Source organism: Limnobacter alexandrii (assembly GCF_005871185.1).
Taxonomy (GTDB): Bacteria; Pseudomonadota; Gammaproteobacteria; order Burkholderiales; family Burkholderiaceae_B; genus Limnobacter; species Limnobacter alexandrii.
On the sequence record NZ_SWKN01000008.1, the window covers coordinates 21631 to 40692 of the forward strand.

At 51.6% G+C, this 19062-nt stretch carries 20 protein-coding genes; 16 read left to right on the forward strand and 4 right to left on the reverse strand.

Annotated elements, in window-relative coordinates:
* Positions 1–97 precede the first annotated feature (97 nt).
* Positions 98–421, forward strand: coding sequence for a hypothetical protein (locus tag FCS97_RS09745; RefSeq protein ID WP_138518258.1), 324 nt, complete (start codon positions 98–100; stop codon positions 419–421).
* Between the two features lie 74 nt (positions 422–495).
* Entirely contained in the window at positions 496–699 is a 204-nt protein-coding gene (locus tag FCS97_RS09750) for a YjfB family protein (protein ID WP_138518259.1), read from the forward strand.
* A gap of 19 nt (positions 700–718) precedes the next feature.
* Here FCS97_RS09750 and FCS97_RS09755 read toward each other — a convergent pair whose 3' ends face one another.
* A complete protein-coding gene (locus tag FCS97_RS09755; protein WP_138518260.1) occupies positions 719–1324 on the reverse strand; it encodes a TetR/AcrR family transcriptional regulator in 606 nt (201 codons plus the stop codon).
* Positions 1325–1440: 116 nt separating this feature from the next.
* Here FCS97_RS09755 and FCS97_RS09760 point away from each other — a divergent pair, with 116 nt between their 5' ends.
* The 8 genes from FCS97_RS09760 (at position 1441) to FCS97_RS09795 (ending at position 9530) form a co-directional block, all read left to right on the forward strand.
* A complete protein-coding gene (locus FCS97_RS09760; protein ID WP_246066240.1) occupies positions 1441–2583 on the forward strand; it encodes an acyl-CoA dehydrogenase family protein in 1143 nt (380 codons plus the stop codon).
* A gap of 309 nt (positions 2584–2892) precedes the next feature.
* Entirely contained in the window at positions 2893–4512 is a 1620-nt protein-coding gene (locus FCS97_RS09765; RefSeq protein ID WP_138518261.1) for a methyl-accepting chemotaxis protein, read from the forward strand.
* 27 nt (positions 4513–4539) lie between these two features.
* On the forward strand, positions 4540–5604 hold the full coding sequence (locus FCS97_RS09770; protein ID WP_138518262.1) for a methyl-accepting chemotaxis protein: 1065 nt from the start codon (positions 4540–4542) through the stop codon (positions 5602–5604).
* 16 nt (positions 5605–5620) lie between these two features.
* The gene (locus FCS97_RS09775) at positions 5621–5986 is read left to right on the forward strand and encodes a response regulator (protein ID WP_008251063.1); all 366 of its coding nucleotides are present in this window, start codon (positions 5621–5623) and stop codon (positions 5984–5986) included.
* A 27-nt stretch (positions 5987–6013) separates the two neighbouring features.
* Positions 6014–6322 carry an STAS domain-containing protein gene (locus tag FCS97_RS09780; protein WP_138518263.1) on the forward strand — a complete coding sequence of 103 codons (309 nt, stop codon included), beginning with the start codon at positions 6014–6016 and terminating at the stop codon, positions 6320–6322.
* Complete coding sequence (locus tag FCS97_RS09785; protein ID WP_138518264.1) at positions 6312–8291, forward strand: chemotaxis protein CheA; 1980 nt, start codon at positions 6312–6314, stop codon at positions 8289–8291. The genes FCS97_RS09780 and FCS97_RS09785 overlap by 11 nt, the downstream gene beginning before the upstream one ends.
* A gap of 18 nt (positions 8292–8309) precedes the next feature.
* A complete protein-coding gene (locus FCS97_RS09790; RefSeq protein WP_138518265.1) occupies positions 8310–8816 on the forward strand; it encodes a chemotaxis protein CheW in 507 nt (168 codons plus the stop codon).
* 21 nt (positions 8817–8837) lie between these two features.
* Positions 8838–9530 (forward strand): TonB-dependent receptor, encoded by a 693-nt coding sequence (locus tag FCS97_RS09795; protein WP_138518266.1) that lies wholly within the window; start codon positions 8838–8840, stop codon positions 9528–9530.
* A 5-nt stretch (positions 9531–9535) separates the two neighbouring features.
* Here FCS97_RS09795 and FCS97_RS09800 read toward each other — a convergent pair whose 3' ends face one another.
* Positions 9536–10396 carry a sulfite exporter TauE/SafE family protein gene (locus FCS97_RS09800; RefSeq protein ID WP_342776964.1) on the reverse strand — a complete coding sequence of 287 codons (861 nt, stop codon included), beginning with the start codon at positions 10394–10396 and terminating at the stop codon, positions 9536–9538.
* A 102-nt stretch (positions 10397–10498) separates the two neighbouring features.
* Here FCS97_RS09800 and FCS97_RS09805 point away from each other — a divergent pair, with 102 nt between their 5' ends.
* The 3 genes from FCS97_RS09805 (at position 10499) to FCS97_RS09815 (ending at position 12339) form a co-directional block, all read left to right on the forward strand.
* Entirely contained in the window at positions 10499–11248 is a 750-nt protein-coding gene (locus tag FCS97_RS09805) for an MBL fold metallo-hydrolase (protein WP_138518267.1), read from the forward strand.
* A gap of 87 nt (positions 11249–11335) precedes the next feature.
* Positions 11336–11929 (forward strand): isochorismatase family protein, encoded by a 594-nt coding sequence (locus tag FCS97_RS09810; RefSeq protein WP_138518268.1) that lies wholly within the window; start codon positions 11336–11338, stop codon positions 11927–11929.
* A gap of 80 nt (positions 11930–12009) precedes the next feature.
* The gene (locus tag FCS97_RS09815; RefSeq protein WP_138518269.1) at positions 12010–12339 is read left to right on the forward strand and encodes an H-NS histone family protein; all 330 of its coding nucleotides are present in this window, start codon (positions 12010–12012) and stop codon (positions 12337–12339) included.
* Between the two features lie 66 nt (positions 12340–12405).
* On the opposite strand, the gene FCS97_RS09820 is transcribed toward FCS97_RS09815, so the two are convergent.
* Complete coding sequence (locus FCS97_RS09820) at positions 12406–13620, reverse strand: O-succinylhomoserine sulfhydrylase (protein WP_138518270.1); 1215 nt, start codon at positions 13618–13620, stop codon at positions 12406–12408.
* Entirely contained in the window at positions 13617–15038 is a 1422-nt protein-coding gene (gltX, locus tag FCS97_RS09825; protein WP_138518271.1) for a glutamate--tRNA ligase, read from the reverse strand. Before gltX ends, FCS97_RS09820 begins: the two co-directional genes overlap by 4 nt.
* Before the next feature lie 64 nt (positions 15039–15102).
* Here gltX and FCS97_RS09830 point away from each other — a divergent pair, with 64 nt between their 5' ends.
* The 3 genes from FCS97_RS09830 to FCS97_RS09840 are packed head-to-tail and all read left to right on the forward strand — an operon-like array spanning position 15103 to position 19052.
* Positions 15103–15738 (forward strand): YcbK family protein, encoded by a 636-nt coding sequence (locus tag FCS97_RS09830; RefSeq protein WP_138518272.1) that lies wholly within the window; start codon positions 15103–15105, stop codon positions 15736–15738.
* A 39-nt stretch (positions 15739–15777) separates the two neighbouring features.
* Positions 15778–18075: an ABC transporter substrate-binding protein gene (locus FCS97_RS09835; RefSeq protein ID WP_212746473.1), complete on the forward strand. Its 2298-nt coding sequence runs from the start codon at positions 15778–15780 to the stop codon at positions 18073–18075.
* Positions 18075–19052 carry an ABC transporter permease gene (locus FCS97_RS09840; protein WP_138518273.1) on the forward strand — a complete coding sequence of 326 codons (978 nt, stop codon included), beginning with the start codon at positions 18075–18077 and terminating at the stop codon, positions 19050–19052. Before FCS97_RS09835 ends, FCS97_RS09840 begins: the two co-directional genes overlap by 1 nt.
* The last annotated feature ends 10 nt before the right edge of the window (positions 19053–19062 follow it).

A 19062-nucleotide genomic window follows, 5' to 3' on the forward strand; every position in this document is an offset into this window, starting at 1 on the left:
TAGATGTAATTAGTTGAATTGCTCTTCGCCTACTTTGTGCTGGTTTTTTGTACAGCGCTATGGTAGAACAAAGGTGTGCTCACCACGGAGAAACACCATGGCAACAACGCATCAAGTTGAAATTGATTTGAACACCCTTGTGATGTTGGTCAATGAAGTTGCCAAGGAGGACCCGCTGGATTACGGGGACCTGGCTGTGGACGAAATGGCCTTGCGCCATTCTTGCTGCCTGGGGGCGTTGAACATTCTCCAAAATGCGGCCATGTTCAAGGCCGAAGATCTCATTTATGTGCTGCTCAGCTCCATGGCGAAACTGATTGAGGAAAATGTGCTGCTGCATGCCCAGAACGTGGAGCGGGGTGAGCAAATACGCAGTGAACTGGTGGTTCAAATACTGGACCGCGCCAAGCAAGGGCGCTGACCGGCTGGTTCGATAAATCACTCAAGTTTCTGAATGGACTGCCGTTATCTGAGTTACAGATACGGAGAAAAACAATGGATGTTTCCCCCGCAGCCATGGTGAATGCCACGGTACAAATGCAGCAAGCGCAATCGATTCAACAGGGTCAAATTGCGGTGTTCAAGAAAACCATGGACATTGCCGAGTCGTCGGTGGCGCAGCTCATTCAGTCGATTCCCCAGCCACCACCTTTGGCCACCAGCGGCAATTTGGGTACTCGCCTGAACGTTTACGCTTGAGGTTTTTTGGCGAGAAGCCTTAGGCTTTGGTGGCCAGCATCAAAAAGCTTTGTTTTGCAGCTTGTTCCAGTTGTTTGCGGCTAAGGCTTGGGTCGTTGTCCTGGGCCAGCTGTGAAACCAGCCCATGGATTTGAACCACAATCATTGCAGCCCGCAGCTTGCATTCCGCCTTGCTGATCTTCGGCTCCAGGCCATAAATCAATTTAAAAATCTCTTTTCGTTCCCGGGCGTACACCGCCTCGACCAAACGCGCTGCAAACGGCAAGCGGTTTGACAGGGCATAAATTTCGGCCAACACACCGAAGGTCTCGGGCCTGCGAATTTCAATCAAAATCAAATCAATAATGGTTTTGAATCGCTCAAGCTGGCTTTTGTCGCTCATCGCGTTCATCACTTGGGCTACTGCAGCTTGGTAATTGTCCATCACATAACTCAGCAAGGCTTCCACCAGCGCTTCTTTGTTGGTGTAGTAATGCTGCACAGTGCTCAAGGAGATACCCAGCTGCGTGGCCACACCGCGCATGCTCAAGCCGGCATAGCCTTCGCTGGCCAGTATGGCTTGTGCGGTGCGCAATATTTCCTGCGATCGAATTTGACCTTTGTCAGTGGTGGCGTGTGTGCTCATGGGCGTTACTTTAACTCAGATAGTGCACCGAATATTGACAAATCGGTCACCTGACCTATAATCATTTCACTGCAACCGGTCGGTTGACCTATAACTTTGAGAGTGTGAAGAGACAAATGAGATACCCCAAGCCCAGCTGGATGAATTCAGACCTAGAACTGTACCGCACGAACATTCGCCGTTTCGTTGAAACCGAGATCAAACCCAACCAACACAAGTGGGCCGAGCAGCAGCACGTAGACCGTGAACTGTGGACCAAGGCTGGTGAAATGGGCTTGTTGTCTGCGGACATTCCCGAAGAATACGGCGGTGCGGGCGGCGACTTCACGCACATGGCTGTGTTGTTTGAAGAACTGGCGTACAGCGGCGACCGTTCCTTCGGTGTGCATGTGCATGCGATTGCAGCGCAGTACATTTTGAACCACGGCACTGAAGATCAGAAAAAGTACTTTCTGCCCAAAATGGCCAGCGGCGAGATGATTGGTGCAATCGCCATGAGTGAGCCCGGTGCAGGTTCAGACTTGCAGGGTATTCGCACCACTGCCGTGAAAGACGGCAACCACTACGTAGTCAACGGTTCCAAGATTTTCATCTCCAATGGTTACCTGGCCGATGTGATTATCCTGGTGGTGAAAACAGACCCCAACGCCGGCGCCAAGGGCACCACCCTGTTGTTGCTTGAGACCAAGAAAGCGGAAGGCTTCAAGGTGGGACGCATTCTTGAGAAGCTTGGCCAAAAAGGGCAAGACACTTGCGAGTTGTTCTTTGACAATGTGCGCATTCCAACCCAAAACGTATTGGGCGCCGAGGGCATGGGCTTTATGCAGCTGATGGTAGAGCTGCCATACGAACGCCTGATGCTGGGCGTGGGTGCCATGGCCGCCATTGAAATGGCCATTGAAATTACCCTGGAATACACCAAAGAGCGCAAGGCTTTTGGCAAAACCATTTTTGAGTTCCAGAACACCCGATTCAAAATGGCTGAACTGAAATCGCAAGCAGTGGTGGCCCGCGCATTCATTGACAGCTCCATTGAAAAGCTGGTGGCGGGCAAGCTGGATGCAGCCACGGCATCCATTGCCAAACTGCATTTGAGCGAGCTGGAGTGCAAGGTCATTGATGAATGCCTGCAGTTCTTCGGCGGTTATGGTTACATGATGGAATACCCGATTGCGCAAATGTATGCGGATGCCCGTGTGCAGCGTATTTACGGGGGTTCCAGCGAGATCATGAAGGAAATTATCGCCCGCTCTTTGTAACAAATCTTCGCTGTAGATAAACCCGCCTTTGGGCGGGTTTTTTTTTGTTTGTGCTCCCCCGCAAGTAGGGGGATCCCCCTTTTTCAGACACCATTTTTCGTCCGTTCCTGCCGACAATTCTTTCATGGCATTGAGCTAGCCCATTGGGGTGGTTCAATTCTCTCTTGGCCAGATCACACGGTATCTCTTCGGTTCCCGGATCACGCAGTTGACCAACGGTTGCCTTCATGACGCACAACCGACCCTTTCATCTGGGCGATTTGTGACGCAAAAGCCATTGCAAGAACACTTCTATTTGTGGGAACTCAAATGAAATTGACGCTGAAAAAATTACTCCTGACCGCATTCGTGGTCACCTCGATTCTTACTGCCGCTGTGGGCGGTCTTGGTTTGTACAACATGAGCCAGATCAATGACGCATCGCGTGCGATTTACGACCGCGAGTTGATGGGACTTTCCTACATCAAGGACGCAGGAATTCACCGCGCTGCCGCTGCGCGTGACTGGCGAACCATCCTGATTGCAAAAGATGAAGAAGCGCGCAAGAAAGCCCGTGCTGGCCTGGAAGGGCGTTTTACAAAACTGGAAGAAGTGATTGAAAAGGCAGACCCGCTTTTCATCTCGCCAGAGGGGCGTGAGCTGATCAAGCAGGTTCGCGAGAAGCACAAGAACTGGTTGAGCGCCACCCGTGCCTTGGCCGACGCCGCTGAAAAAGAACCTTTCTTGACGCTGCCTGCAGAATTTATGGCAACCTGGAAATTACAGGGTCAGCATGCGAAAGAAACCGATGAGTTGTTTGATCTGCTCACCGAGAACAAGGAAGAAAATGCGCTGAAGACTGTGGGATTCATTGACAGCCTTTATGAGTCTTCAAAATGGACTCTGACTGTGTTTGTGTTGTTTGCCTTTGCGGCAGGTGTGTCATTGGGCTTTTTGATTACCCGCAGTGTGATGCGACAAATCGGCGGAGAGCCTTCCTATGCAGGTGATTTGGTCAAACGCATCGCCGAGGGTGACATGACAGTGGACATTCAACTGGCCAAAGGCGACACCACCAGCTTGCTTCACGACATGAAGAAAATGACTGAACGCCTGGCTGGTGTAGTTACCGAAGTACGCGCCAGCTGCGACAGCCTAGCCACCGCAAGCGAGCAGGTCAGTGCCACTTCCGGCAACTTGTCCAATGCAACCAGCGAGCAGGCCGCCAGTGTTGAAGAAACCACTGCATCGATTGAGCAAATCAGTTCATCGATTACCCAGAACTCGGACAACTCGCGTGTTACTTCCGATATTTCGACCAAGGCCGCGCGTGATGCAGAAGAAGGTGGCAAAGCCGTTGCAAGTACCGTTGAAGCCATGCGCAGCATTGCCGACAAGGTCATGATTATTGACGACATTGCCTACCAAACCAACTTGTTGGCCTTGAACGCGGCCATTGAAGCGGCCCGTGCAGGCGAGCATGGCAAAGGTTTTGCCGTGGTGGCCACTGAAGTACGCAAGCTGGCCGAGCGCAGTCAGGAAGCGGCCCAGGAAATTGGGAAGTTGGCCGAGTCGAGCGTGGATGTTGCCGAGAAAGCAGGTACTTTGCTGAACAAAATTGTGCCGGACATCAAACGCACCAGCGATTTGGTTCAGGAAATTACTGCGGCCAGCGATGAGCAGAAATCCGCAGGTCAGCAAATCAGCCTGTCGATGACTCAACTCAGCCAGATTACCCAGCAAAACGCCAGTGCCAGTGAAGAATTGGCAGCCACTGCTGAGGAAATGAATGACCACGCAGCGCAATTGCAAAACCTGGTTGCCTTCTTCAAAACGAACAGCCAGCAAATGAGTCGCCTGAATAAGCAAGGCAAGTCCACGCGACCTGCGCACAAGGGCAATTCCTCAAATGCAGTTGCAAAAGCTGATGATGAATTTGGCGAGTTTTAAGACGCAGGCAACTGCCCGGAGACGGTCATGAACTTCATGAAAAAATGGTTTGCGAGTCGCGGTAAGTTGAGTGCAGATTCTGCGGAGTCAAGGCTTGCTGCAACTTCCGAGGCCCATGCGAAAGCACAGGCCTTGATTGAAACAAGTGAGCTGGACCTCAGGGAACTGGCTGAGCGATGGGCGCCCACATTGTGTTCGCAGTTGAGCACAGCCAATGGCCAAATGGAACAAGGTGTGGTGAAGTTGACTTCGGCTTTCTCATCGATTCACGAGCGCTTGAATGAAACCATGAGCCTGGCCACTGAAGCTGTGGGCATTATCGGCCAGGCCGGCGGAGCAGATCAAAGTTTGATCAAGCAGTCGCAGTCCAGCCTGGAGGCCATGCAGCAAAAGATCCGCCAGGCTTTCCTCGAGAAATCGGAGTTGATGGAAGAGGTGAAAGGCTTTATTGCCTCCACCGAGGAACTCAGCAAAATGGCTTCAGCGGTGGAAGACCTTGCTGCCAAAACCAATTTGTTGGCCTTGAATGCAGCCATTGAAGCTGCTCGTGCCGGTGAAGAAGGGCGTGGGTTCTCCGTGGTGGCCGATGAAGTAAGGAAGCTTTCAAATCAGTCTGCGCAAACCGGGCAACAAATTCGTACCCGCATTCAACAAATTGCGGTTGCAGCAAGAAAAGCCAGTGAAGGTGCCATTCGCATGGAGGTTTCGGATCAGGCTTTGCTTTCTGATTCAGACCAAACCTTCAAGCAGGTTATCGAACAGTTTGAGTCGGTCACTCGCCCTTTGCAAAGCGCAAGCGATGGCATTGTCAAAAACACCGGCTTGGTCAGCAATGAACTTGGCGCCGCAATTGTTCACTTTCAGTTTCAAGACCGCGTCAGCCAGATTATTGGCCATGTCGACCACAGCTTGAAGCAATTCGGTGAGCAATGTACCACCGGGCTTGATGCAATTTCCGTTGGCGAGTTGATGCACACGCTTGAGAGTGGTTACACCATGGCCGAAGAGCGCCAGAACCACGGCAGTGGCGCTTCAAACAAAGCGTCCCAGCCGTCCGGAAAAACAGACAGTGATGAACTGACTTTTTTCTGAATCAGGAGAAATGAACATGAGTAAAACAGTATTGGTAGTTGATGATTCCACTTCACTGCGACAGGTGGTGGGCATGACCTTGAAGTCTCAAGGGTTTGAAGTGATTGAAGGTTGCGATGGCAAAGACGCATTGACCAAGCTGGACGGGCGCAAGGTGCATTTGATTGTGAGCGACCTGAACATGCCAAACATGGATGGTTTGAGCTTTGTGCGGGAAGTTAAAAAGATGCCCGATTACAAGTTTGTGCCCATCATCATGCTGACCACTGAGACCGACGACACGCTGAAAGCCCAAGGGCAGGCTGCAGGTTTGAAAGCGTGGATGGTGAAACCATTCAAGCCCGAGCAAATGCTGGCCGCTGTCAACAAGCTGGTGGCTTGACCGCCACACGCCACAGGAGGGCGAAACATGGAACAGACTATCACCGGGCAAGCGCAGGTATTGCACTTCAGTGCATTCACGATTGCACAGGCCAGCAGCAACCTGAACCTGATCTCCGTTGCACTTGAAACGGCAGAAACGTTGTTGCTTGATCTTTCTGCATGTGAGGAAGTGGATACCGCCGGGCTTCAGTTGCTTGCTGCAATTCGGCTCGATCCGATGTATCAGAACAGAGTGAACTGGACAGGGTGCAACGCGGAGTTTCAGGCCAAGGCCGAGCGACTTGGTTTGAGCGATTTGTTGGCACCTGCCAAGCGAGGTTTAAATGAGTACTGAAATTGATCTTGATTCCATCAAGAGTGTGTTTTACACCGAGGCTTACCAGTTGTTGGCTGATGTAGAAAATCTGATTCTTCAGTTGGAGAAAAGTCCTGAAGACCTGGAATTGCTGAATGCTGCGTTTCGCGCCATTCACACCATCAAAGGCAGCGCAGGCGTATTTGGTTTTGCAAACATCACCCACTTTGTTCACGATCTTGAAACCGTGTTGGACCGTGTGCGAAATCAGGAACTTCAATTTGATTCTGCCTTGGGCAATCTGGTGTTGGCCTGTTGCGATCAAATTCATTCCCTGGTTGCAAGTTTGGAAAGCGGTGTAGACACAAACGATCTGGATGAGAAAAGCATTGCTGAACAATCCGCGCTGACCCGACAGTTGAAGGCGTACTTGCTGAATGAGGCGACAAGCCCCGTGGCAACCGGATTGCGCGCGTGGCTGATTCAGGTGGAACTGGGTGTTGACACATTTCGCGATGGTTTTGACCCACATTCCATTTTTAACTACCTTGCAAAGTCGGGGCAGTTCAAATCCATGGAGCCCCAGTTACAGCACATTCCCAAAGTAAGCGAGTTTGATCCGGAAACCTGCTTTCTGGGTTTCAATGCCCAGTATGAAACTGTGCAATCGGAGGCAGACATTCTGGATGCCTTCGAGTTTTTGCCGGAAGAGTGCAGGGTGTCAGTAACGCCCATGAATGCGGAATGTACCGTGCCTGCAGTTGCCGCGCCGGTTGCGTCAGTCGGCACAGAAGCCAAGGCAGTGGCCAAGAAAGTGCCAGCCAAGGCAGCAACATCCACCATTCGGGTGCAGTCGGACAAACTCGATGCACTCATTAACCTGGTGGGTGAATTGGTAATTGCCAATGCCGGAACGGTTGAACAGGCCAGAAAGGCACAAAATTTTGCGCTGCTGGAAGCCACCTGTGCAGTGGGTGCCTTGATCGAAGAAATTCGGGATGGCGCCTTGGGTTTGCGCATGGTTGAAATAGGCGAATGCTTTCAGCGTTTTCAACGTGTGGTACGCGATACCGCACAGGCTTTGGGCAAGGATGTGGACCTGATTATTCAGGGCGAGGAAACCGAGCTGGACAAATCAGTGGTTGAAAAAATTAGCGACCCCTTGATGCACCTGGTGCGCAATGCCATGGACCATGGCCTTGAAACACCCGACGAACGTTTGAAGGCAGGCAAGCGGGACAAAGCCACATTGACACTCAATGCTTACCACGACGGTGGGCACATTGTGATCGAGGTCCGTGACAACGGACGTGGTTTGGTGCACGAGAAAATTCGTGCCAAAGCGATCGAGAAGGGCATTGTATCGGCCACTCAAACGCTCACTGAATCTGACATCAACATGCTGATTTTTGCGCCTGGTTTCTCAACCGCAGCGGCAGTCACCGACATTTCTGGCCGTGGCGTTGGCATGGATGTGGTCAAGCGAAACATTGAAGCCCTGCGTGGCACGGTGAATGTTCGATCCACAGAAGGAGTTGGCACCACATTTGAAATTCGCCTGCCACTCACTCTGGCTATTATTGATGGTTTTCAGATTGCCGTGGGGCAAAGTGTGTATGTGATTCCGCTGGCCTATGTGCGCGAATGCGTAGAACTGACTGGCCAGGGCAGCAACAGTGATGCCGTGGATTTGAGCTACGACCTGCGCGGCGAATATTTGCCCTGCATACGTTTGCGCAAGGTATTTGGAGAAACAAGCGAGAAGCCCAAGCGCGAGAACATCATCGTGGTGAGCCACGGCGGAATGAAAGTGGGCATCGTTGCAGACCGCCTGTTGGGTGAATCCCAAACTGTGATCAAACCCTTGGGTGGTCTGTTTGAAGGCAACCCGGCCGTGAGTGGCGGCACGATTATGGGCAACGGCGAAGTGGCACTGATTGTTGACATTCCGAAACTGGTGGGTGAAGTGGGGCAGTCCATTACCCGTAGTTTCATGGTTCAAAACTGAATTTGAGGGAATTTTGAAATGAATGCTGAAATCAAGCAGTACCTGACTTTTCAGGTGAATCAACAAAAGCTGGGCGTTGAAATTTTGCGCGTCAAGGAAATTATTGAACATGGCAACATTACCCTGGTGCCCATGATGCAGGCTTGTATCAGTGGCGTCATCAACCTTCGAGGTGCAGTGGTCCCTGTCATCGACTTGTCCTCACGGTTTGGTCAGGGAAAAACCGCAGTGAACCGTCGCACCTGTATCGTGATTCTTGAATCAAGTGTTCAAGATGAGTCTCAGGTGATCGGTTTTATGGTCGATGCGGTGAATGCGGTGGTTGACGTGTCCAGCGATTCAGTGAATCCGCCTCCGCAGTTTGGTTCAGGTGTAAATACCGATTTTCTCAAAGGTGTTGGTCGAGTCGGTGAAGAGTTTGTGCTACTTTTGAATGTAGAGCGCTTGATGGACTTTAATATCGATCAGGACGCATTAACGCAGGCATCGGCCGCTATTGAAGAAGAAGCAAGCGCCAGCGCCTGAATATTTTTTGGGAAATTCTAGATGATCCGATACGCGGCTTGTGCCTTGATGGTGTGCATGAACATTCATTCGGCACAGGCCGGGCGTCCCATTGAAACTGACGATGCGTCGGTGACCGCACACAGAACCTGCCAACTTGATTTCTGGACAGAAACTGCCCTTGAAGTTCGACAAGACAATTTCAATGGAGGCTTCAATTTCCTGGGCAACAGCGAATTCAGTCTTGGGCTTGTCGCTGTTCATGGCAATCAGGAAGATCAATCCCTGGTTGCGCTTGGTTACAAACACATTCTTCAAGATTTCACTGAAAACTCAACGGGATTTGGCTTGGCGGCCAGTCGGGAATGGGGGCGCTTGAAATTCAATGATGAATCGTCGCAGGAAACGCTGCTTACAACCATTGCCTCGGTGCCCCTGCATGGCACCGATTTGCTGCTTCACTTGAATTTGGGTTACTTGCAATACAGCGACCAAACCCAAAGCGACAACAGTGTCTTCAAAGCGGCAGCACTGGATTATTCCTTCAATGAGCGGGTCGGGTTTTCTGTTGAAACCTATTCAGGTGTGAATGACAGTTTAAGTTGGCGCGTCGGTGCCCGTTACACCCTCATTCCCGATTTTCTGCAAGTGGATGCCAGCTACGGCAGCGACTATGGCACTTTTCAAGAGGTCAGGGCCTTCACGATTGGTTTCGGAATTACGCCGGGTTTTTGAATCACTTAAATATTTTTCACCACCATCAGTGCCGCCACAATGATGCACATCACGCCAAATGCTTTTTTCAATTGCGCACTTGGCATTTTGTTTGAAATCAAGCGCCCGCCCAACATACCGCACAAGGCGGCGGCAGCAAAAGTGATGCCAATTTCATAATTGAAAGCCCCTGCACTGGCACTGTTCAATACCCCAAAGGTGGACACAATCGCAATTACTGCCAGGGAAGTGACAGTGACCGATTGAACGCTTAAGTTGGTAAATCGCTGCAAGGTGGGCACCAGCACAAAGCCGCCACCCACGCCCAGCAAGCCTGATAAAAAGCCCGCGACCGCACCCGAGAAAACAAGTGCGCGCGCACAAGGCCAGGTCCAGATAAACCGCCCGGTTTCAGGGCTGCGTATACAGGGGCATTTGCTTTTTTCAGCATCGGGTGGCGCATCAATCACATTCATTTCTGAATTGGCTGCGCCCCGAAACGCATTGAAAGCCACCCACAGCAATACCACGGAGAAAGCCAGTCCCAGTGCCTTGGTGTCCACCTGCTGGGCAAGCCAAAAACCCACAGGGGAGAGGAGCAAGCCCACAAAACCCATCAATGCGGCTGCTTTGTAGCGCACCTCACCTGCACGCAAACCCAGCACCGCACCCAGCGTGGCAGCAAGGCCCACGGCCAGCAAACCAATGGGTGATACCTCTTGCACTGGCAGCCCGGTTGTAAACACGAGAAGGGGAACAGCCAGCACGCCACCACCAGCGCCAGTCAGCGCCATGACCAAGCCCACCAACAAACCCAAAGCCAGCGTACCAATCATGAAAATGCCTGCTTCAAAATTATTCCCTTTGCGAATTGCACGATGCAACATTGTGCCTTGCCCGGCTCTCGCGCCACGTTTCTTGCAGCGCAAACATGCAAGAGAGTCTATTATATGCGTTGTTGCGCATATGTAGAGGATTGGGGTTAAAAGATGATTTTCAAACAGCTTTTTGAACCGGTATCCAGCACATACACCTACCTGCTGGGCTGCGAGGAAACAGGGCAGGCCGTGTTGATTGACCCGGTGGTGTCTGTGATGGACCGAGATCTTGCGATTTTGAACGAGCTCGGTTTAAAACTCGCCTACACCTTGGACACCCATATTCATGCGGATCACATTACTGCGGCGCTTGAATTGAAAAACAAAGTGGGTAGCAAAATTGCGGCCCCGGCGTTTGATCGCTTGCCATGCACAGACCATGCAATAGAGGAAGGAAAACCATTTGTTGTGGGCGGTGTGCAAATTGAACCCCTACACACGCCCGGTCACACCGACGGTCACTTTTCCTATCGCTTGGGTGAACGTGTATTTACAGGGGATGCCTTGCTGATTGATGGTTGCGGTCGAACCGATTTTCAAAATGGCGATGCCCCCACTTTGTACAAAAGCGTGAAAGAGAAACTGTTCAGCTTGCCCGAAGAGACTTTGGTGTACCCGGGGCATGATTATCAAAACCGCCGGGTTTCCTCAATTGGGCAAGAGAAAAGCCGAAATCCTCGTTTGGGCGATGAAAAAAGTCTTCAAGAGTTTATTGAAATCATGCATAAACTGAATTTGCCTTATCCGAAGTTCATTGATTATGCGGTGCCTGGCAATCGTTTGTGTGGCGTGTGTCCAAGCCATTTGCCCGAGGAGCTTGAAAAATATTGTCAACAGATTACAGAAAGTAAACAAGGTTGAATCTATGATTGTGTTGTTCAGTGCCTGGTGTTTTTGTAGTGAATAACCTTGTATGCTCTTGTTTTGCACTTTGGTTTTTCACATCGAATGTTATTGAATCACGAATCAAGCCAACTCGTTTTAATTGATTATCAAGAAAAGCTGATGCCGGCCATACACCAGGCCGACGAGGTTTACAAAAATGCCTTGATACTGGCCACACTGGCCAAAAAGCTGCGCGTGCCGGTGTTTGGTACCGAGCATGTGCCCGACAAAATAGGTCCGTTTATTCCTGCCTTGGGTGCATTTTGTAAAGCAACAATGCGCAAAACCCACTTCAGTGCTTGCCCTGAAGGTTTGATTGATTTATTGACCAGCAAAGCACCTGCAGGCAACGCTCGCAGTTTGCCCAAACATTTGCAAAAGAATACCCAGGAATCAGAGCGCCCCAGTATTGTAATTGCGGGTGTTGAGGCCCATGTGTGTCTGCTTCAAACTGCACTCGATTTGCTGAATGAAGAAATGGAAGTGTGGGTGGTAACCGATGCTTGCGGCTCGAGAACAGATAGAAACCGTGATGCCGCGTTTGATCGCTTGGCTGGTAATGGTGCTGAATTGGTGACTACCGAAATGGTGGTATTTGAATGGCTGGAAAGTGCGGAAAATGAGCATTTTAAATTTGCACTTGACCTTATTAAGTAATCAATTTAATTTCACGTTTGTGATTAATAATAAATTTAATTACAATCGGGCTTGTTAATAAACTTCTTTAAAAAGAAAAAATGAAAAAACTAAACCTATCTGCTTTAAGTGCTTCTGAACTTCAACAATTGAAATCAGACATTGAAAAAGAATTGAATGAACGCAGTTCCAAATTGCAAGCCATTGAAGAAGTCAAGAAACTTGCTGCTTCAAAGGGTTTGAAACTTGAAGAATTGTTTGCTGAATTGGGTGGCGCAAAACCCAAGGGCAAGCGTGAACTGGGACCCGCGCCTGTGCGTTTCCGTCACCCCCAGGATTCCTCATTAACTTGGTCTGGTCGCGGCAAGCGCCCAAACTGGATGAAAGAAGCCATGGCCAAGGGCATGACAGAAGACCAAATGCGTGTGTAATGTCCACGTCAAATAAAAAAAGCCGCTGGTGAAAATCAGCGGCTTTTTTGTTTCACGCTTGCCTGATTACCCACCCAAGCCGCGCATCAGGTCTTTCTTCAAGTCGGCAACATCCTCAAGGCCAATCGCCAAACGAATCAAACCTTGCTTGATACCGGCAGCTTCACGCGCTTCCGGGCTAAGCCTTCCGTGCGTGGTAGTGCCCGGGTGAGTAATCGTGGTGCGAGTGTCACCCAGGTTGGCAGTAATCGACATCAACTGGCTGCTGTCAATTACCTGCCATGCTTTGGCGCGTGCATCGTCTTCATTCGCTGCTTTCACCTCGAACGACACAATGGCACCGCCTGTTTTTTGCTGCTTCATCGCCAATTTATGCTGCGGGTGGCTTTTCAGCCCCGGGTAGTACACCTTACTTACCGCAGGGTGTGCTTCCAGCCAGGTGGCTATTTCAAGTGCAGCAGCCGATTGCGCCAGCATGCGAATGTTCAATGTTTCCAGCCCTTTGAACAGCACCCAGGCGTTGAACGCCGACAGCGTTGGGCCGGCAGTGCGCAGCACAGGCAGAATTTTGTCTTTCAACAAGTCTTTGGGGCCGCAAATGGCTCCGCCCAGCACACGGCCTTGGCCATCGAGGTATTTGGTGGCGGAATGAATAATAATTTCCGTACCAAAATCGACTGGCTTTTGCAGGGCAGGGGTGCAGAAGCAGTTGTCCACCACGTTGTAAATGCCGTGCTTTTTGGCCAAGTCGCTCAGCGCCCTCATGTCCAGAATCTCAGTAAGCGGATTCGAAGGCGTCTCGCTGTAAAACAGCTTGGTGTTTGGCTTGATCGCCTTTTCCCAGGCCTCAATGCTGGTGCCATCCACAAACGTAGTTTCAATACCGAAGCGCGACAGAATGTTCACGAACAACTGCACGGTGGCACCAAACAAGGCTTTGGACGCAATGATGTGGTCGCCCGCATTCAACAAGCCCATGCAGGCCGTGGTAATGGCTGCCATGCCGCTGGATGTGGCCAGGCAGTATTCCGTGTCTTCCAGCACGGCCAGGCGTTGTTCAAACATTTGCACGCTGGGGTTGGTAAAGCGCGCGTAGACATTGCCCTCTTCGGTGCCAGCAAAACGTGCGGCAGCCTGTGCTGCGTTGTCGAACACAAAGCTGGATGTCAAAAACATCGCCTCAGAATGTTCACCAAATTCAGTGCGGTGGCTGCCCGCACGAATGGCCTGGGTGGCTGTGCCCCAGTCGGCGGGGTTCGCCTTGGGTTTCTTGTTGCTCATGATTGCAATCCTTGCGCAATTCGAGTTTGTACAGTTTGCTTGCCCAGCAAGTTCATTACCTTGTCAATTGAAGGCGTTTGCGTAATGCCCGTCAACATCAAACGCAGTGGCATGGCCAGTTTTGGCATTTTCAAGCCGTGGTTTTTAATGGTGGCTTTCACCAAACCATTGAGCGCTTCCACATTCCAGTCCACGCTGTTCAGGCCGTCATTGAATTCAGCCAAAGCGGCACGCACACCTGCTTCTTCCAGCATGGGCGCCAGTTCCTCTGCGCTCACATGTGGCACTTTATAAAACAGTGCCGCTTCGTCACGCAGTTGCACCAAGGTGGAAGCGCGCTCCAGCACCACATCCAACACATCGGCCAGTTTCGGGCCTTCAAATGCATTCACACCGTCTTGTTCCAAGCGTGTTTGCAAATCAGAAAGCAAGACCTCTTTCGGCGCCTGTTTCATGTAATGGGCATTCACCCATTTCAGCTTTTCCGGATCAAACTGTGCGGCCGATTTAGATAGGTTCGAAGAATCAAACCATTCAACCAACTGCTCACGGCTGAACAATTCGTCATCGCCATGGCTCCAGCCCAAGCGAGCCAGGTAATTGATCATGGCATCTGGCAAAAAGCCTTCTTCGTGGTACTGCACCACACTGACCGCGCCATGGCGCTTGGACAGTTTTTCGCCGTCATGTCCCAATATCATCGGCAGGTGTCCGTAAATTGGCTGCTCACCACCCAACGCCTTCAAAATATTGATTTGGCGCGGTGTGTTGTTGATGTGGTCATCGCCACGAATCACGTGGGTAATCTTCATTTCCCAGTCATCCACCACCACACAGAAGTTGTAGGTGGGTGTGCCGTCCTGGCGGGCGATAATCAAATCGTCCATTTCCTCGTTGTTGATGGAAATGGGACCTTTCACCAAATCGTCCCAGCTCACAGCGCCGCTCAGCGGGTTTTTGAAGCGCACCACGGGCTTGATGCCCTCGGGTGGCGCGGGCAATACCTTGCCAGCCTCGGGGCGCCAAGTGCCGTCATAACGAATACGTTGGCCACTTTCCCGTTGCTTTTCACGCATTTGATTCAGTTCGTCTTGCGTACAGTAGCAAAGGTAGGCATCGCCTTTTTCAAGCAGTTTGTCGATCATGGCCCGGTAACGGTCCATGCGTTGCATTTGGAAAAAAGGGCCTTCGTCGTAATCCAGGTTCAACCAGGCCATGCCGTCCATGATGGCTTGAACAGCTTCAGGCGTAGACCGCTCAACATCGGTGTCTTCCACGCGAAGAATGAACTGCCCTTTGTGGTGGCGGGCAAAAGCCCAGCTGTACAAAGCGGTTCTGGCGCCCCCCAAGTGCAAATAGCCTGTTGGGCTGGGTGCAAAACGGGTGCGAACTGTTTGATTTTGGCGATCTGTTGACATGGATTAGTGACTTTTTTTCAAAGAACTCATATTATAAGTTCAAGTAAATTCTTAAGTTATGGCAATGCACACATTCGACCGGCGATCATTTCTAAAAACGATTAGCACTTTGGCCGTCATTGGCTCGGTGGACACATTCCTGAATCGCGGTGTTCTGGCCGCGGGTTCCGATCTGGTTCCACCTCCCGATCTGTTCGATCCGGGACTGGTTGACCTTACCTTTTGGCTGCAACCGCGCACCCTTGAAATGGTACGCCCACAATCGGGCGAGCGCTTGAACATAACCTACTGGAAAGACGGACATCTTAACCCAATCGCCTATGAGCAGATTTGTGGTTTGCTTCGAGACGTGCAAGCAAATCAGGTTTTCCGCATGGACACGCAAATTATCGACACCTTGTGGGCTGCGCAGGCTTTTGTGCGTCGATACGGCTTTGTGGCGCCAGTTGAAATTACCTCGGGTTATCGCAGCCCGAAAACCAATGCCCGCTTGATCGAGCAAGGTTTGCCCGCTGCCCGCAATTCTTTGCACCTGAAAGGGCAGGCTGTTGATTTCCGTTTGCCCGGCCTGCACCCCAAGGTACTGGGTGAGCTGGTTGAAGGTTTCCGTGCTGGTGGCGTGGGCTTCTACTTCCGTGTGGGTGCAAAAGGTGGCTGGATTCACGCCGACACTGGTCCGGAGCGTGTTTGGCGTGGTTAAATAAGCCATCTAAAAAAACAACAGTGCGAGGGTGGTTTTTTGGCAGTTCTCCAGCGTTTCGCAAAAGCAGTTCAGTGGGGTGGTGGTTTTGTTGTGGCTGTGGCTTTGGGGCTTTCCCTGGCTGCGTGTAGCAAAGCACCCAACAATCCCTATGTTGAAACGGCTGCCGACCAAGAACTCGACACCCTCTACACCGCCTTCACTGCCCGTCCCAAGCACCTTGACCCTGCCCAGTCCTACACGTCCGACGAAGCAGAATTCACCTACCAAATTTACGAGCCGCTGTTTCAGTACCATTACCTGAAGCGCCCCTACCAGCTTGAGCCCTTGGCCGCCGTAGCCATGCCCACCCCGGTGTATCTGGACGAGGCTGGCAATGTGTTGCCCGACGATGCGCCCCTGGATGCCGTTAAAACCAGTGTTTACACCATTCAATTAAAGCCGGGCATTCAATACCAGCCGCACCCCGCTTTTGCCAAAGACGCCCAAGGCAATTTTTTGTACCACCAACTTGGCGACGAAGCCCGCAATTACAGCAGCCCCTTGCAGTTTGAGCAGCAGGGCACACGCGAATTGACTGCACATGACTATGTGTACGAAATCAAGCGGCTGGCCAGCTCGCGAATTGTGTCGCCAATTTTGGGGCACATGGGCGATTACGTGGTCGGTTTGGGCGAATTGTCCAAAACCCTGCAAGAGCACGACAAGGCACTGAAAGAAAAAATCCAGAAAGAAGCCGGCAACGCTTTCCCGCCAGCCACCGCAGATTTGCCGTGGCTTGATTTGCGCCAATTCGATTTGCCGGGTGCCAAAGCCCTCGATGATCACACGCTTGAAATTCGCGTAAACGGCAAATACCCGCAGTTTATTTACTGGTTGGCCATGCCGTTTTTTGCCCCCATTCCATGGGAGGCCGATGCGTTTTACAGCCAAAAAGGGTTCATAGAAAACAACCTGGTATTGGATTGGTGGCCCGTGGGCACCGGCGCCTACATGTTGACCGAGAACGACCCGAATTCCCGCATGGTGTTGTCGCGCAACCCCAACCACCGGGGTGAACCTTACCCGTCTGAAGGTGAGCCCGGGGATGAAGAGAAGGGTTTGCTGGCCGATGCTGGCAAAACCATGCCTTTCATTGACCGCGTGGTGTTCACACGCGAGAAAGAGGGCATTCCGTACTGGAACAAGTTTTTACAAGGCTATTACGACACTTCGGGGGTTAGTGCCGACACTTTCGACCAAGCCATTCGCGCCAGCGCTGACGGCGATGCAGCCCTCACCCCGGAAATGGCTGAGAAAGGCATTCGACTTGAAACCTCGCTGTCGACCAGCATGTTTTACTTGGGCTTCAATTGGCTAGACCCTGTCGTGGGGCCAGGCAATTCCGCCAAAGATGCAGAGCGCGCCAAGTTGCTTCGTCAAGCCATTGCAATTGCCATGGACTGGGAAGAGTTTTCCCAAATTTTCACGAATGGCCGCGCCGTGCCCGCCCATGGCCCAGTGCCTCCGGGCCTGTTTGGTTACGAGGAAGGCGAGGCGGGTTACAACACGCAGGTGTACAACATTGTGGATGGAAAGCCAGTGCGCAAGCCAGTTGAAGATGCACTGGCCTTGCTGAAGCAAGCGGGTTATGACAATGGCATTGACCCCAAAACCGGCCAACCCTTGACCTTGGCACTGGACACCACAGGTGGTGGCCCAGGCGACAAAGCCCGCTTCGATTGGTACCGAAAGCAATTTGCGAAATTGAACATTCAACTGGACATTCGGGCCACTGACTGGAATCGTTTTCAGGAAAAAATTCGCAAAGGCAATGCGCAAATTTTCTTCCTTGGCTGGAATGCGGATTACCCCGATCCGGAAAACTTTTTGTTCCTGCTGTACGGCCCGAACAGCCGTGCGAAAACGGCTGGTGAAAATGCCTCGAACTATTCCAATGCACAGTACGACGCCATGTTTGAACGCATGAAAACCATGCCGAACAACGAGGAACGCGCTGAAATTATTTCGCAAATGACCGACCTTGTTCAAGACGATGTGCCCTGGTTGTTTGCATTTGTGCCGCAGCAGTTTGGTTTGATTCACGAGTGGTACGGCAACGTGAAACCCAACGACCTGGCCCGCAACAGCATCAAATACAAAACAATCGACACCGCCAAACGCGATGCTGCCCGAAAGGAATGGAATCAGCCTGAGTGGTGGCCAATCCCCGTGTTGCTGATTGCACTGGTCCTGTTCATTTGGCCAGCCTGGGCAGCCTGGAAGCGCCGAGAACAAGCCATGGGGCTGCGTGAAGACCTTGCCACCTTGGCACACCACAAAGGGGGCGAACGCTGATGGGCAACTATTTGCTTCGCCGTGTGCTGTACGGCTTGTTGGTGTTGTTGGGCGTGAACCTGATCACCTTTGTGCTGTTTTTCCAGGTCAACAGCCCTGATGACATGGCACGCATGGCATTGGGTGGCAAGCGGGTAGCGCAAGAATCGGTGGATCAATGGAAGCGTGAAAAAGGCTACGACTTGCCCCTGCTGGTCAACAGCGAAGCCGAGGGCGCAGGCAAGTTAACCGAAACAATTTTCTTTCAAAAGTCGGTGCCCATGTTTGTGGGTGAATTTGGAAGTTCTGACGATGGCCGCAACATTGCCAATGAAATAGCAAAACGCGCCGGGCCCAGTCTGGCTTTGGCAGTACCCGTGTTCATTCTCGGTTTGTTCCTCAACATTGTGTTGTCCTTGTTGCTGACTTTTTTCCGAGGCACTTATCTGGATTTGACTGGCGTGGTGTTGTGTGTGCTGGCCATGTCCATTTCCGGCCTGTTTTACATCATTGGCGGGCAGTACCTGTTTTCCAAAACGCTGGCGCTGGTGCCCATTTCCGGATACGACGCAGGCGTGGATGCCTGGCGGTTTTTGATTCTGCCAGTCCTCATCGGTGTGGTCAGTGGTTTGGGTGGCGGCACACGTTGGTACCGCACTATTTTTCTCGAAGAAATCAACAAGGACTACGTGCGCACCGCACGTGCCAAGGGCTTGTCTGAAGTGCAAGTGCTCGGGCGCCATGTATTGCGCAACGGCTTGATTCCAATTCTCACAGGTTCCGTCACAGTCATTCCTCTTTTGTTCATGGGCTCACTGATTTCGGAGTCCTTCTTTGGCATTCCCGGCTTGGGCAGTTACACCATCGAGGCCATTCAATCGCAAGACTTTGCGATTGTGCGCGCCATGGTGTTCATTGGTTCCGTGCTTTATCTGGTGGGTTTGATTTTGACTGACATTGCTTACACCATCGCGGACCCTCGGGTTCGTTTGGCTTAAGGAGAGCAGG

Excerpts from the sequence above, each read along its gene's own strand:
- FCS97_RS09790 (WP_138518265.1), top strand. The coding sequence starts at position 8,310 with ATGAATGCTGAAATCAAGCAGTACCTGACTTTTCAGGTGAATCAACAA.
- FCS97_RS09770 (WP_138518262.1), top strand. The coding sequence starts at position 4,540 with ATGAACTTCATGAAAAAATGGTTTGCGAGTCGCGGTAAGTTGAGTGCA.
- FCS97_RS09750 (WP_138518259.1), top strand. The coding sequence starts at position 496 with ATGGATGTTTCCCCCGCAGCCATGGTGAATGCCACGGTACAAATGCAG.
- FCS97_RS09760 (WP_246066240.1), top strand. The coding sequence starts at position 1,441 with ATGAGATACCCCAAGCCCAGCTGGATGAATTCAGACCTAGAACTGTAC.
- FCS97_RS09795 (WP_138518266.1), top strand. The coding sequence starts at position 8,838 with ATGATCCGATACGCGGCTTGTGCCTTGATGGTGTGCATGAACATTCAT.
- FCS97_RS09780 (WP_138518263.1), top strand. The coding sequence starts at position 6,014 with ATGGAACAGACTATCACCGGGCAAGCGCAGGTATTGCACTTCAGTGCA.
- FCS97_RS09840 (WP_138518273.1), top strand. The coding sequence starts at position 18,075 with ATGGGCAACTATTTGCTTCGCCGTGTGCTGTACGGCTTGTTGGTGTTG.
- FCS97_RS09800 (WP_342776964.1), bottom strand. The coding sequence starts at position 10,396 with ATGTTGCATCGTGCAATTCGCAAAGGGAATAATTTTGAAGCAGGCATT.
- FCS97_RS09755 (WP_138518260.1), bottom strand. The coding sequence starts at position 1,324 with ATGAGCACACACGCCACCACTGACAAAGGTCAAATTCGATCGCAGGAA.
- FCS97_RS09765 (WP_138518261.1), top strand. The coding sequence starts at position 2,893 with ATGAAATTGACGCTGAAAAAATTACTCCTGACCGCATTCGTGGTCACC.
- FCS97_RS09820 (WP_138518270.1), bottom strand. The coding sequence starts at position 13,620 with ATGAGCAACAAGAAACCCAAGGCGAACCCCGCCGACTGGGGCACAGCC.
- FCS97_RS09805 (WP_138518267.1), top strand. The coding sequence starts at position 10,499 with ATGATTTTCAAACAGCTTTTTGAACCGGTATCCAGCACATACACCTAC.
- gltX (WP_138518271.1), bottom strand. The coding sequence starts at position 15,038 with ATGTCAACAGATCGCCAAAATCAAACAGTTCGCACCCGTTTTGCACCC.
- FCS97_RS09785 (WP_138518264.1), top strand. The coding sequence starts at position 6,312 with ATGAGTACTGAAATTGATCTTGATTCCATCAAGAGTGTGTTTTACACC.
- FCS97_RS09810 (WP_138518268.1), top strand. The coding sequence starts at position 11,336 with ATGTTATTGAATCACGAATCAAGCCAACTCGTTTTAATTGATTATCAA.
- FCS97_RS09815 (WP_138518269.1), top strand. The coding sequence starts at position 12,010 with ATGAAAAAACTAAACCTATCTGCTTTAAGTGCTTCTGAACTTCAACAA.
- FCS97_RS09830 (WP_138518272.1), top strand. The coding sequence starts at position 15,103 with ATGCACACATTCGACCGGCGATCATTTCTAAAAACGATTAGCACTTTG.
- FCS97_RS09775 (WP_008251063.1), top strand. The coding sequence starts at position 5,621 with ATGAGTAAAACAGTATTGGTAGTTGATGATTCCACTTCACTGCGACAG.
- FCS97_RS09745 (WP_138518258.1), top strand. The coding sequence starts at position 98 with ATGGCAACAACGCATCAAGTTGAAATTGATTTGAACACCCTTGTGATG.